The organism is Stenotrophomonas daejeonensis, from assembly GCF_001431505.1.
Taxonomy (GTDB): domain Bacteria; phylum Pseudomonadota; class Gammaproteobacteria; order Xanthomonadales; family Xanthomonadaceae; genus Stenotrophomonas; species Stenotrophomonas daejeonensis.
Genome location: NZ_LDJP01000070.1, coordinates 14,784 through 28,115, shown reverse-complemented (window position 1 = coordinate 28,115; position 13,332 = coordinate 14,784). Strand labels below are relative to the sequence as shown.

At 69.7% G+C, this 13,332-nt stretch carries 13 protein-coding genes; 5 read left to right on the top strand and 8 right to left on the bottom strand.

Annotation, left to right across the window (positions count from 1 at the left end; translation table 11 throughout):
- Positions 1-110: 110 nt before the first annotated feature.
- Positions 111-482: a PilZ domain-containing protein gene (locus ABB34_RS11805; protein ID WP_057641529.1), complete on the bottom strand. Its 372-nt coding sequence runs from the start codon at positions 480-482 to the stop codon at positions 111-113.
- Between the two features lie 192 nt (positions 483-674).
- On the opposite strand from ABB34_RS11805, the gene ABB34_RS15270 reads away from it, so the two are divergent.
- Complete coding sequence (locus ABB34_RS15270) at positions 675-1,088, top strand: helix-turn-helix domain-containing protein (protein WP_057641528.1); 414 nt, start codon at positions 675-677, stop codon at positions 1,086-1,088.
- A gap of 101 nt (positions 1,089-1,189) precedes the next feature.
- On the opposite strand, the gene ABB34_RS11795 is transcribed toward ABB34_RS15270, so the two are convergent.
- The 6 genes from ABB34_RS11795 to gpmA all read right to left on the bottom strand — a co-directional run bounded on the left by ABB34_RS11795 (position 1,190) and on the right by gpmA (position 9,039).
- Positions 1,190-1,519, bottom strand: coding sequence for a DUF3325 domain-containing protein (locus ABB34_RS11795; protein WP_057641527.1), 330 nt, complete (start codon positions 1,517-1,519; stop codon positions 1,190-1,192).
- Complete coding sequence (locus ABB34_RS11790) at positions 1,512-3,185, bottom strand: PepSY-associated TM helix domain-containing protein (protein WP_057641564.1); 1,674 nt, start codon at positions 3,183-3,185, stop codon at positions 1,512-1,514. The genes ABB34_RS11795 and ABB34_RS11790 overlap by 8 nt, the downstream gene beginning before the upstream one ends.
- Before the next feature lie 26 nt (positions 3,186-3,211).
- Complete coding sequence (locus ABB34_RS11785; protein WP_057641526.1) at positions 3,212-3,532, bottom strand: hypothetical protein; 321 nt, start codon at positions 3,530-3,532, stop codon at positions 3,212-3,214.
- A gap of 200 nt (positions 3,533-3,732) precedes the next feature.
- Positions 3,733-5,877 (bottom strand): TonB-dependent siderophore receptor, encoded by a 2,145-nt coding sequence (locus tag ABB34_RS11780; RefSeq protein ID WP_083490178.1) that lies wholly within the window; start codon positions 5,875-5,877, stop codon positions 3,733-3,735.
- A 19-nt stretch (positions 5,878-5,896) separates the two neighbouring features.
- A complete protein-coding gene (locus ABB34_RS11775; RefSeq protein WP_057641524.1) occupies positions 5,897-8,026 on the bottom strand; it encodes a TonB-dependent siderophore receptor in 2,130 nt (709 codons plus the stop codon).
- Between the two features lie 263 nt (positions 8,027-8,289).
- A complete protein-coding gene (gene gpmA / locus ABB34_RS11770) occupies positions 8,290-9,039 on the bottom strand; it encodes a 2,3-diphosphoglycerate-dependent phosphoglycerate mutase (protein ID WP_057641523.1) in 750 nt (249 codons plus the stop codon).
- 108 nt (positions 9,040-9,147) lie between these two features.
- Here gpmA and nfi point away from each other — a divergent pair, with 108 nt between their 5' ends.
- From nfi to ABB34_RS11750, 4 genes are all read left to right on the top strand, one after another.
- Positions 9,148-9,828 (top strand): deoxyribonuclease V, encoded by a 681-nt coding sequence (nfi, locus tag ABB34_RS11765; protein WP_057641522.1) that lies wholly within the window; start codon positions 9,148-9,150, stop codon positions 9,826-9,828.
- 94 nt (positions 9,829-9,922) lie between these two features.
- The gene (locus tag ABB34_RS11760) at positions 9,923-10,786 is read left to right on the top strand and encodes a pirin family protein (RefSeq protein WP_057641521.1); all 864 of its coding nucleotides are present in this window, start codon (positions 9,923-9,925) and stop codon (positions 10,784-10,786) included.
- A gap of 171 nt (positions 10,787-10,957) precedes the next feature.
- Positions 10,958-11,680, top strand: coding sequence for an aquaporin Z (aqpZ, locus tag ABB34_RS11755; RefSeq protein ID WP_057641563.1), 723 nt, complete (start codon positions 10,958-10,960; stop codon positions 11,678-11,680).
- A gap of 214 nt (positions 11,681-11,894) precedes the next feature.
- Entirely contained in the window at positions 11,895-12,350 is a 456-nt protein-coding gene (locus ABB34_RS11750; RefSeq protein ID WP_057641520.1) for a hypothetical protein, read from the top strand.
- A 110-nt stretch (positions 12,351-12,460) separates the two neighbouring features.
- Here the strand turns inward: ABB34_RS11750 and ABB34_RS11745 are convergent, their stop codons facing one another.
- Positions 12,461-13,306 (bottom strand): pirin family protein, encoded by an 846-nt coding sequence (locus ABB34_RS11745; protein WP_057641519.1) that lies wholly within the window; start codon positions 13,304-13,306, stop codon positions 12,461-12,463.
- Between the last annotated feature and the right edge of the window lie 26 nt (positions 13,307-13,332).

Here is a 13,332-nt window from a genome sequence, read left to right as displayed (position 1 = left end):
TCCCTTCGGGAGACAGGTTGGCAGGATTGCCAACCTGCACGGCGAAGCCGCCCAAAGGTGAGGCACAAGGATGTACCGAATGCAGGTGCCCGAAGGGAGAGGGGCAAAAATCAGCCGCCCTGCACCAGCGCGCCGAGCTCGCGTTCCAGCAGCGCCGGATCGGCGGCGTTGAGCTCGATCACCCGGCGCAGCGCGGTGATGCTGTCGAGGTCGATTTCATCGCAGCGCAGGCCGATGTTGCGCCCTTCCACGTGCATCACCGTGGCCTGCATGTGGATCGGTGTGTCTTCGGACAATTCGACCTGCAAGCGGCATTGCCCGCCCGCCGCGCCGGGCCAGGCGTCGATGACCTCGAACAGGGCGCCCTTCAGCGAGAGATCGTGCAGGCGCCCCGCATGGGTAACCCCATCGGCGGCGACCACGCTCGCGGCGGAGTGGAAGGGTACGCGCCAGAAATGGCGGCGATCCTCGGAGCTGTTCATGCGGTCCCCCTGTGCGTTGGATGGAAAGCCCGGCCGCAGCATACGCCAGCCGGATGGCCGCCGAACGCGGGCAGCCATGCAAACCATTGCATGGCAAGGCATGGCGCGAAACTGGCGGATTGCTGTCGTGGCGCTGCGCCCGCGGTCGCGGCAGTTTCCGGGCTCCATTAGCATCGTCCGGAGCCACCGTCAGTGAACAACGAACCGATGAAGATAGACGCCCACCGGGTCAAGGCATTGCGCGAGGCGCGCGGCTGGTCGCAGGAGCATCTGGCCGCCGTGGCCGGCCTGAGCCCGCGCACCGTGCAGCGGCTGGAAAGCGACGGCCGGGCTTCGCACGAGTCGCGGATGGCGGTGGCGTCGGCATTCGGGGTCGAGCCCGGGCACCTGCTGGAAGCGGATGGGGTGCCGCCGCTGCCGGCACCGGCCGCCAACGGGATGACCGCGGCCGAACGCGCGCGGATCATCCTGTGGATCGTGAGCCTCGTGCTGGCCGTGGTCATGTTGCAGATGGTGGCCGGCTACACCCTGGGCAAGGATGCGGCCCGGCGCGACAACCGGATCAACCAGGCCTGCAAGGCCGATCCGGCCAATTGCGACCGCTGATCCGCATGCGGGAACCTGTAGGAGCGACGTCAGTCGCGATGGGGCATCCCCGGTAAAGCCCGGTCGCGACTGACGTCGCTCCTACGGGAGCAGTGCCGCCATCATTGGCGCCGCACCCACGGCGCCAGCACGCCCAGCCAACGTGCCTGCCAGGCCAGAACGAAGGCCACCGCCAGCGCCGAGCCCGCCAGCGCCATCACCCAGACCAGCGCCGCCATGCTCGGGTGGTCCACCCGCAGGCACAGGCCCAATCCCGCCGCCAGCGCCAGCCAGCCCAGTCCACGCAGGCTGCGGGTTTCGACCGGCGACAAGCCGCGGCCCCAGGCCTGACGCGCATGCACGTCCATGCCCAGCGCCAGCCAGCCCATGCCGGCAAGGCAGGCGGCCAGCGCAGCAGCCAGCAGCCAGCCGGCGGATGCCGGGTCATGCATGGGCGGCCTCCTGCTGCTCGCGGGCGAGGTCGTGGGCGCGCGCCTCGGCACGACGGCCCAGCCGGTGGGCGCTGGCGGCGGCGATCACGGCCACGGCCAGCAGCGCCAGGTCCAGCCCGGCCACCGGCCAGTAGCCGGCGGCCAGCGTGCGCAGCAGGTGGTCGCCGGTGGTGACCCAGTTCAGCAGCACCGCCAGCGGCGCCAGCACCGCAATCGCCCACGCCTGCTCGCGCCAGGCCGGGTTGGGCAGGCCACGGGCGACCGGCGCGCTGCGCCAGGCCGCGTGCAGCAACGCCAGCAGCCAGCAACCCCAGAATGCGTACCGCTCCCAATCCCCGCGCATCGGCAGCGCCTCGGGCAGCAGCCGGTTGGCGACCAGCAGGCCCAGCGTGGCCACGACCATGCTGGTCACCGTGGCCACGGCCAGCGCATCGACCACACGCACGCCCTGGCTGCCCTGTTTGGCGTGCTGGCGCTTGCGCTTCTCGACGAAGAACACGAAGCCGGTGGCGATGCAGACGCAGCCGGCCAACCCGCCGAACACGTACAACCAGCGCAGCAGCCAATGGCGGAAATGCTGCAGGTGCAGGCCGGTGAGGAATTCGCTGATGCGGCCGACCGCGGTGGCCGGCGGGTCCTCGCGCAGCAACTGGCCGGTGGACGCCTTGAAGTGGATGCCCTGCCCGACCAGCGCGATGCGGTCGGTGCCGGCGCGGTAGATGCTGACGTAGCCATTGGCGTCGCCGACGTGCTGCAGCACCAGGAACCCGACGTCGCCGGCCATGCCACGCGCCTCCCAGCGCCGCTGCGCCTCGGCCACCATCGCATCGACGTTGGCCAGCCCGGCCGGCACCCCGGCGCGGCCGTGCGGCAGGCCCAGTTCCTGCGCCTCGTGCTTTTCGTGCAGCTCGTGCAGGTCGTGCAGCTGGGTGTGGCCGATCGGGAAGTAATAGGTGCTGGCGAAGATCACCAGCCCGGTGAAGGCGAAGAAGAAGTGGAACGGCAGCGCCACCACGCCGGTGAGGTTGTGCAGGTCCAGCACGCTGCGCAGCCGCGCCTTGCCGGGGCGGAAGGTGAACAGCTCGCGGAACAGCTTGCGGTGCATGACCACGCCGCTGACCAGCGCGACCAGCATCATCAGCGCCGAGAAGCCGACGATCCAGAAACCGAGGTTCTTCCAGTCCAGGGTCAGGCTGTAGTGCAGCGGGTAGAAGAAGCCGCTGCCGATCTTGAGCTGGTCGTCGGGCAGCACCCGGCCGTCGCGCGGGTCGATGGTGGCCTCGCCCCAGACCAGGTCTTCCGGGTCCTTCGCGCCCGGTATCTGGTAACCGGCATACAGCGCCAGCACCGGGTCGCGGTGGGTGGTGTAGGCGCTCCAGTAGGCCACGGTGTCGAAATGCCCGGGCATCGGCCCGTCCACCCGCGGGCGCATCGCGTCCACCACCGCCGGCAGCGGCTGCATGCGCTCGAACGCCGGCCGCAGCACCTTCTCGAACGACGGCATTGGCTGCGGCTCGAAGCGGCTGGCCGGGATCGACCAGCGGTCGATCTCGCGGTCGAACACCGACAGCGCGCCGAAGAAGAACGCCGCCATCAACACGAAGCCCAGCACCAGGCCGAACCACGTATGCAACCAGGCCATGACCTGGCGGAAACTATGGAACACGATGGATTCTCCCTGCTGCATGTCGCTCAGGCCACGCTGGCCTGCACCAGCGAAGCGACCGCGGCCAGCGCCGCGCCACCGCCGGCCAGCGCCAGCCAGACCAGCGCCAGCCGGCGACGGCTGGCAACGACATTCAGGAACAGCACCAGGAACACCAGCAGGCCCACCGCGCTGGCGAGGAACTCGGCGTCGTGGAACTCCATCCCGGCCTTGAACAGCAGGGCCATCGCGGCGGCGATGAAGCCCCAGGTGAAGGCGTAGCCACCGAACACGGCGGCGGCTACCCGCGCGGCGAAATGCAGGCGCGGGAAGCGGGTGGGACGGGCGATGGCGGGGCTGTGGGACATGGCGTAGGGCTGGTGTCTGTGCGGATGGGGGCGGTCGTCGGGAACCGCCGGGTCAGGCTGGGCGCGTGGTTGCGCGGCGCGTTGTGGCGGCGACGCGGGCGGCCACCGGATGGTACCGGAGCAGGTCGTTGCCGGCGCCGGCCGGGATGGCCGGGTTTTCCAGCGGGAAGGCGCGGATCATCGGATGGCCCCGCCGTCGCTCAGAACCGGTACGTCACGCTGGCGCTCACGCGCCGCGGTTCGCCCCAGGTGTAGGTGCTGTACCAGCTGAAGACGGTGTAGTACTTCTCGTCGAGCAGGTTGTTCACCGAGAGCGCGGCCGAGAGGTGGTCGCTGAACCGCCAGCTCGCGCTCGCATCGAGCAGCCAGTAGCTGCCGATGGTATGCGTGACGTATTCGCCGCTCGGGTGGTAGGCGTCGCCCCAGGTCTTGTCCTGCCAACGTGCGCCGCCGCCGAAGGTGAAGTCGCCGAGCCTGTACGAGGTATAGAGCGTCAGCTGGTTTTCCGGCGACTCCGTCTGCACCTTGCTGCCCTGCTGGCGGGTCGTCTTGTGCACGTAGCCGGCGTGCACGTTCCAGCGCGGGGTGATCTGGCCGGAGGCCTCCAGCTCCCAGCCCCTGGTGCGGTAGCCCTGCTCGCCGCGGTAGGCGTCGCTGCCGCTGGGCGTGAGCTCGCCGGTCGGCACCGGGTAGTTGTCCTGGTCGAGCTGGAAATACGCCGCGCTGGCGTTGAGCCGGCCGTCGGCGAAGGCGCCCTTCCAGCCCAGCTCGTAGTTCATGCCGTCCAGCGGCTCCAGTGGCTTGCCCTGCGCATCCTGCGCCCACAGCTGCGGGCTGTAGATGCTGGTGTAGCTGGCGTACAGCGACTGCGTCGCCGCGACATCCCACACCATGCCCACGTAGGGCAGGACGATGCCCGATTCGCTCACCACCGGGTGCCGGTAGCGGGCAAGGCGCGCGCCGGTGATGAACTTGAGCGTGTCGGCCGGGTTCCAGCGCACCGCGGCATAGAGGCCGTTCTCGCGCGTGGTTTCGTCCGAATGCCCGTCGGGCGTGGCGTTCCAGGCCGGCAGCGGGATGTCGCCGCGCCAGTGGTAGTAATCATGGACCGCGAGCTCGTAACCCGGCGCGTCCCACCAGTCGTTGCCCACCCAGCGCCGCCGCGACAGGCTGCCACCGACCACCAGCTCGTGCCGGCGCCCACCCAGCTGGAACGGCCCGCTGGCGTAGAGGTCCAGCGCGTCGGTGGTGGTCTCGCCGACGTATTGCCCGATCCACAGCGCGACGCCCTCGCCATCGGCCGGGTCCGGGAAGCCGGAGGCCGACGCGCCGAGCAGCGCGTCGTAGCCGTTGATCTGGTGGTTGAGCTGCAGCTTGGCCACCCATTCGTTGTCGAAGCCGTGTTCCAGCGTCGCGAACGCGGTGCGGGTGTACTGCTCCCAGCGGCTCCACGTCGCGCCGTTGTTGAACGCGCGCGGCATGGCGTTGAACCCGCCGTCGGCGTTGAACAGCGGGATGCCGCCCCAGGTGGAGTTGCGCGGGTCGTTGTCCTGCGCGTCGGCGCCCACGGTCAGCAGGGTGCCGTCGGGCAGATCGGCTTCGAGGATGCCGTAGAACACCGTGCTCCTGCGCTTCCAGCGGTCGAGGCTGGATTCGCGGTCGTCCCATGCGGCGACCGCGCGGGCGCGCACGCTGCCGTCGGCATTGAGCGGCCCGCCGACGTCGAACTCCGCGCGCCGTTCCTGCCACGAACCCGCGCCCAGCGTCGCGTGGCCCTGGAACTGCCGCATGGGCTTCTTGCGCACCAGGTTGATGACCGCGCCCGGGTCGCCGGAACCGGCGAGCAGGCCGGCCGCGCCCTTCAGCACTTCCACGCGGTCGTAGATCGCCATGTCCGCCAGCGTGTTGCCCGACGAGTACGACGAATCGCGCTTCATCGGGATGCCGTCGTACTGGAAGTTGTTGATCGGGAAGCCGCGCGCGTAGTACTCGGTGCGCTCGCTATCGTAGGTGACGATGGACAGGCCGGGGACGTGCGCCATCACGCTGTCGATCGAGTTGAGGTTGAAGTCCTCGATCTCCTGGCGGGTGACCACGCTGATGGACTGCGGCGTCTCGCGCGGGGTCAGCACCAGCCGCGTCGCGGTGGCGATGGTCCCCGGCGTATAGGTGCCGCTGCCTTCGGTCACCGTGCCCAGCTGGTTGGCGGTGACGACGACGCGGTCCAGCTCGGTGACGTCGTCCTTCGGCGTCGTGCCGCCGTCCTGCGCGTGGGCATGGGCGGCGAGCAGCAGGCCGGCGGCCAGCAGGGACACGCGCGGCGGACGGGAAGAGGTATTGGCCATCGTTCGGCTCCGCGATCCGTCAGAACCGCCAGTTCAGGCTCAGCGTGTAGTTGCGCGGGGCGCCGTAATAGCCGCTGTAGCGCAGGGTGTTGATGTACTTCTCGCCGGTGATGTTGTTGGCGTTGAGCTGCAGCGTGGCGTTGGGCAGGAAGTCCCAGGCGGCGAACGCGTTGAGCACCGCGTAGCTGTCCTGGCGCACGCGGTAGCCGCTGGACTCCACGTTGGAGATCACGCTCTGCCAGCGCCCGCCGACGCCCAGCGACAGCGCCTCGCAAGCGGGCAGGCGGCCGCTGAGCAGCAGGTTGGCGGTGCGCCGCGGCACCCACGAATAGGTGTCGCTGCCGTTGAGGCCGTCCAGCTTCAGCGCGGTGTAGCCGAGTACCAGGTCGAGGTTGTCGCCCAGCTTGCCGACCGCCTCCAGCTCGACGCCCTTGGAGCGCACGTCCACCGGGGCGTAGATCGACTGGCCGTACTGGTTGTACTGGCCGGTCGGCGTGGCCAGCCCGTCCTGGTCGGCCTTGAACACCGCCAGCGTGGTCAGCAGGCGCTGGTCCAGCCAGTCGGCCTTGATGCCGGCCTCGTAGTTCACGCCCTTGCTGGCGTCGAGGTAGCGGTCGTTGGCGTCCACCTGGTCCTGCGGCTGGTAGATGTCCGAGTAGCTGACGTAGCCGAGCACGTGCTCGTTGAAGTCGAAGGTCAGGCCGCCGTAGGGGCTGGTGTGGCTGGTGGTCTGGTCGAAGGTGAGGTCGTAGGACCAGCCGTCGCGGCGGTACTGGGCATAGTTGGCGCCGACGACGGCCTTCAGGCGGTCGCTCAGCGCGATCCGGGTGGCGCCGTAGGCACGCTTCAGGTGCTGGTTCAGCATCGAATACTGCGCCGAATCGCTCCAGTCCGGCTCGGGAAGCGCATCGGGGGCATACGGGAACGCCGGCAGCGCACCCCAGGCCGGCGAGGAGAAGTCCGCGCTCCGCTCCCAGCTGTTCGATTCGCTGCGGGCCAGACTCACGCCCAGCATGGCTTCCTGGTCGCGGCCGAACAGCTGGAAGTGGCCGTTGAGCGTCACCGCGCCGAGGTGGGTGGTGGCCTTGTCGCTGCCGCCCCACGGGTAGCCGACCAAGCCCAGGCCGGTGGCCGGGTCGAGGCCGATCGAGATGCCGTCGAAATCCGGGTCCGGCAGGTAGGCGTAGAACATCTTCTCGTCGCCGGTGGCGCGGCGGTAGTTGTACGAGGCCTTCAGCTGCCAGTCCGCGCCGAGCCGGTGGGTGTATTCGGCGAAGGCGTTGTGGGTGGTGGTGTTCCAGTAGGTCCAGTCCTGCGTGGTCGAGGCGCTGGTCGGCCACTCACGCTGGGTGCCGTCGCTGTTCATGAACGCCAGCGCGCCCCACATGATGCCGTCGGACTTGGCCCGCTGATACGAATAACCGAGGGTCAGGGTGCCGTTCTCGCCGATCTGGCCGTCGACCACGCCGTAGAAGTGGTTGCGGGTGTTCTCGTTGGCGCGCAGCCAGGAGTCGCCGTCCTCGTGCGCGGCCACCACGCGCCCGGCCCAGCTGCCGTCGGCGGTGAACGGGGTCGAGTAATCGACTTCGGCGCGGGTGGTGCCCCACGAGCCGTAGCTGACGCCCAGCGAACCCTGGCGCTCGTTGGTCGGGCGCTTGCGCACGTAGTTGATGGTGCCGGCGGCATTGCCGACGCCGGTGAGCAGGCCGTTGGCACCGCGGATCACTTCCACCTTCTCGTAGCCGAAGGTATCGGTGGCGCCGGTGGCGATGCCCCAGCCGTTGGGCAGGCCGACGCCATCGATCTGGGTGTTGAGGATGTCGAAGCCGCGTGCGCTGTAGCTGGTGCGGTTGGTTTCCCACTCGTCCACCTGGATGCCGGTGGCCAGCTTCAGCGCTTCGTTGACGCTGTCGGCGCCGAACTGCCGCATCTGCTCGCTGCTGACCACGCTGATCGACTGCGGGGTGTCCTTGATCGCCAGGTCGAGGTTGGTGGCGCCGCTGCTGACGCGCTCGGCGCGGTGGGCCACGACCAGCACCGCGTCCAGGTCGGTGGCGCTGGCGTCGCCGGACACGGCATCGGCCGCTGCCAACAGCGGCAGGCCGGCCAGGGCGATGCCGATGGCCAGCGCGAGGGTACCGGTGGTCAACGGACGGAAAGCAGCGACGGACGCGGGTTGCGCGCGGAGGGAGCGGTTCGGGGACATGCGGGGAGTGGCCTTTTCGGTTGCCGGTGCGGCGTGCCGGGGTGGCATGCCGGTTGATTGAGATGCGTTATTAGATGCGAATCATTCTCGATTTTCAAGAAAGTTCACATCACTGTTCACCGCTGCACCAGCTCCTGCCTCCCCTGCCCCGCAAACGAAAACACCCGGCCGGGGCCGGGTGTCGGGGCTGCCACGGGGCGGCGGGGTTACTTCGCCTTGCCCTGGTTGGCCACGGCCTCGGCCGCCCGCTTCGCCGCTTCCGGGTCGCCCAGGTAGCGGAACGACTGCACGCTCAGGTCGTCGTTCAGCTCGAACAGCAGCGGAATGCCGGTGGGGATGTTCAGTTCGAGGATCTCTTCCCGGCTCACGCCGTTGAGGTACTTGTACAGCGCGCGCAGCGAGTTGCCGTGGGCGGTGACCAGCACGGTCTTGCCGTCCTTCAGCTGCGGGGCGATGGCGTCGAACCAGTACGGCAGCACGCGTTCGAGCGTGGTCGCCAGCGACTCGGTGGCCGGCAGCGCGTTGCGGTCCAGCCCGGCGTAGCGGCGGTCGTGGCTGGGGTGGCCGGGGTCTTCCAGGTCCATCGGCGGCGGCGGGATGTCGTAGGAACGGCGCCACACCTTGACCTGCTCCTCGCCGTGCTTCGCCGCGGTCTCGGCCTTGTCCAGCCCCTGCAGGCCGCCGTAGTGGCGCTCGTTCAGGCGCCAGCTCTTGCTGACCGGCAGCCAGTCCTGGTCCAGCTCGGCCAGCGCGCCCTGCAGGGTGTGGATGGCGCGCTTGAGCACCGAGGTGTGGGCGACGTCGAACTGCAGCCCCTCCTCCTTCATCAGCCGGCCGGCGGCGGCGGCCTCGGCGCGGCCCTGCGCGGTCAGTTCCACGTCCACCCAGCCGGTGAAGCGGTTATCGAGGTTCCACTGGCTCTGGCCGTGGCGCAACAGCACTAGTTTGCGGGTCACTGCGGGGGTCTCCGGTCGTGGGGGGAAGGCAACCGGCCGATTGTAGCCGCATCGTGCCGGCGCCCCGCCTGCACGGCATGGCCGCGGCAAAAGTGGCAGGCTGCGCGCATGCGCTTCCATCCCGCCGCCGATGTCGCCCCCGCCCCCCTGGCCGAGCTGCGCCGCATGCAGACCGAACTGGCGGCGCAGGTGGACCTGCACGACCACCTGCCCGGCCTGCCGCAACGCGTGGCCAGGGTCGACAGCGGTTTCGAGGACGAGGGCCGCACCACCCGTTCGGTGGCGGTGCTGGTCGATGGCCCCAGCCTGCAGCCGCGCGAATCGACGCTCGCGCGGTTGCCCACCGCCCTGCCCTACATCCCCGGCCTGCTCAGCTTCCGCGAGCTGCCGGCGGTGCTGCAGGCGCTGCGGCAACTGCCGGAACAACCGCAACTGGTGCTGGTGGACGGGCACGGCATCGCCCACCCGCGCGGGCTGGGCATCGCCGCGCACCTGGGCGTGCTGACCGGTTTGCCCAGCATCGGCGTCGGCAAGAGCCGGCTGGTCGGCGACTACGACGAACCCGGCCCGCAGCGCGGCGACCATTCGCCGCTGCGCCACCGTGGCCGGCAGGTCGGCTGGGTGCTGCGCAGCAAGCCGCGCTGCAATCCGCTGTTCATCTCGCCCGGCCACCGCGTCTCGGTGGAGGCCTGCCTGCCGCTGGTGCTGGCCTGCCTGGCCGGCTACCGCCTGCCGGAACCGACGCGGCTGGCCGACCGCCTCGCCTCGCGCCGCGATGAGCGCCGCTGAGGCACGCACGACGCAACGATCCGTCGCGCCACCGCGGCCGACAGCAACGCAGCCCGCATGCCATCCTGCCATTCCACGCCCAAGGAGCACGCCCATGACCACGATCATCAACCCGCGCGTCCATGACCTCGGCGGCTTCCAGGTGCGCCGTGCGGTGCCGACCCTGCAGGCGCGCAGCGTCGGCCCGTTCGTGTTCGTGGACCACATGGGCCCAGCGGTGTTCGCCCCCGGCCAGGGCATCGACGTGCGCCCGCACCCGCACATCGGTCTGGCGACGGTCACTTTCCTGTGGTCCGGCGCCATCGGCCACCGCGACACGCTTGGCTCGGAACAGGTCATCCGTCCCGGCGACGTCAACTGGATGACCGCCGGCCGCGGCATCGCCCATTCCGAGCGCACGCCGCCGCCCGAGCGCGAGCACGACCACCCGCTGCACGGCATGCAGACCTGGGTGGCGCTGCCGAAGGCACACGAGGAAACCGCGCCGGAGTTCCACCACTTCAGCGCCGCGCAGTTGCCGCAGCAGCGCCGCGACGGCGCCTGGCTGCGGGTGATCGCCGGCCGCGCCTATGGCGAGGAATCGCCGGTGCGGGTGTTCGCCGACACCCTCAACGTCGCCATCGACCTGGATGCCGGGGCCGAGATCGACCTGGACACCACCCACGCGGAGCGCTCGCTCTACGTGCTCGAAGGCGAGGCCCAGCTCGACGGCACCGACATCCCCGCCATGCACCTGGTCATTCCCGAAGCGGGCGCGCGCGGCCGGCTGCGCGCCAAGACCCCGCTCAAGGCGATGCTGATGGGCGGCGAACCGCTGGATGGCCCGCGCCACCTGTGGTGGAACTTCGTGTCCAGCTCGAAAGAACGCATCGAGCAGGCCAAGGACGACTGGCGCGACGGCCGCTTCGGCACCATTCCCGGCGACGACAAGGAATTCATCCCGCTGCCGGGGGCGTGAGGCGAGGCACGACGTCTGTCTGCAGGAGCGACGCGAGTCGCTCCTGCAGGGGCAGGGAAGCCGATGGGAACCATCGGCCCTGCCCGTTAATGCTTTCAAAACGCGCATTCCGGCGCAATTCCGTACTGTTCCCACGCCCGCTTCCGGGCCTTCGACTGGGGAATGCACTACATGAACATGGGGAAACGATTGGCGGCCGAGTTCCTCGGCACCTTCTGGCTGGTCCTGGGCGGCTGCGGCAGCGCGGTGCTGGCGGCCAAGTTCGGCGGCGACGGCAATCCGCTCGGCATCGGCTTCCACGGCGTGGCACTGGCGTTCGGCCTGACCGTGCTGACCGGCGCCTATGCGTTCGGGCACGTTTCCGGCGCCCACTTCAACCCGGCGGTCAGCCTCGGCCTGTGGGCCGGCGGGCGCTTCGCCGGCAAGGACCTGCTGCCCTACATCGTCGTGCAGGTGCTGGGCGGCATCCTCGCGGCCTTCATCCTGCTGCAGATCGCGCAGGGCCAGCCCGGCTTCGCCATCGACGGCAGCCAGGCCGGCGCATTCGCCAGCAACGGCTACGGCGCGCTGTCGCCGGGCGGCTACAGCGTGGCCGCCGCGTTCCTGTGCGAAGTGGTGATGACCGCGATGTTCCTGGTGGTGATCATGGGCGCCACCCACGGCAAGGCGCCGGCCGGCTTCGCGCCCATCGCCATTGGCCTTGCACTGACCCTGATCCACCTGATCAGCATCCCGGTCACCAACACCTCGGTGAACCCGGCGCGCTCGACCGCGGTGGCGCTGTTCGCCGGCCCCAGCGCGATCGGCCAGCTGTGGCTATTCTGGGTGGCCCCGTTCCTGGGGGCGTTGATCGGCGGCATCGCCTGCCGCTGGATCGGCAACGAGAATCGCTGAATTCGCGCACCATGCACGAAAGCGACGGCCCCATCCGGGGCCGTCGCCACGCCTGCGTTTGTCAGCGGCCGCGCTTTTGTAATACCGTGGAAACACTGCTCGCGCGCAACGGGGACGCGCGCATCGGGCCGGGGAACAGGGCCCGCGGCGGGATCCAACTCAGACAGACGACATGACCACCGTCCGCCGCCACGGCCGGTGCTTGGGGGAATGCATGGTGAAATCCGTTCGTATCCTTGCCTGTTCGCTGCTGCTGGCCGGCAGCGCCAACGCCCAGCAGGCGGGCCAGTGCCCGCAACTGCCGCCGGGCAGCGGCCTGCAGTGGGAAGCGCAGGCACAAAGCGACTTCGTACTGTGCAAGGCCGCCACCGAGGACGGCCGCACCGTGTTGAACCTGATGCTGACCGCGCGCGACCCGGAACTGGTGCTGAGCCGCAACCTGCGCGCCGAGAAAGGCAGTTTCTCCGGCGAATCGCTCTACTGGTACCACCCCGACATGGGCGGCCGCGACCTGCCCGGGCTGGAATCGCGGCGCATCACCACCGTCAAGCTGGCAAAGAACCGCTACGCGCAGATCTGGATCGACGCAGCCAACACCGGCGAACTGGCCACGCTGCAGCAGCTGACCAGCAACCTGAGCGACAGCGCGATGAACCTCGCCGGGGAGTGAGCCGGCAAACCTGACTTCCGGTCACGGAAACGACGTGGATCACGACCGGTGTCGCGGGAATCCCCGGTCGCGGCCCACGTCGCTCCTGCGGCTGGCTGTCCTTTCCCCCGTCAGAAACGCCCTTCCTGGAAATCGACGAAGGCCTGCATCAGCTCCTGGCGGGTGTTCATCACGAACGGCCCGTGCCGCGCGACCGGTTCGCGCAGCGGGCGCCCGGCGACGAGGATCAACCGCGCGCCCTCGCCGCCCGCCTGCAGGCGCAGGTCGTTGCCGCCGCCGAGGACCGCCAGTTCATGCCGGCCCACGTCACGCGCGGCTTCGCCCTCGCCCAGCACCAGCCCGCCCTCGAACACGTAGGCGAAGGCGTTGTGGCCCTCCGGCAGCAGGTACGACCAGCCGCACCCCGCCGCCAGCTCCACGTCGAGGTACAGCGGCCCGGTGGCCGGTTGCACGATCGGCCCCTGCGTGTCGCCTACTTGGCCGGCGATCACCTTGACCGCCACGCCCGCGGCAGGCTCGACCCGCGGAATGCGTTCGGGCGCATATTCCTGGTAACGCGGCGCGGTCATCTTCTCGCGCGCCGGCAGGTTTACCCACAGCTGGAAGCCGCGCATGCGCCCGGATTCCTGTTCGGGCATCTCCGAATGCACCAGCCCGCGGCCGGCGGTCATCCACTGCACGCTGCCGGGCGTGAGCAGCCCTTCGTTGCCGTGGTTGTCGCGGTGGCGCATGCGCCCGTCGAGCATGTAGGTGACGGTCTCGAAGCCCCGGTGCGGGTGCTCCGGGAAACCGGCGATGTAGTCTTCCGGGCGCTCGGTGCCGAATTCGTCCAGCAGCAGGAACGGGTCCAGCTCCGGCAGCGCCGGGCCGCCGATCACGCGGGTCAGGCGCACGCCGGCGCCGTCGGAAGTGGGCATGCCGCGGACGATGCGCTGGACACGGGTGGGGTTGTTCATGGTCCGTCCTCACGGGGAATGACTGC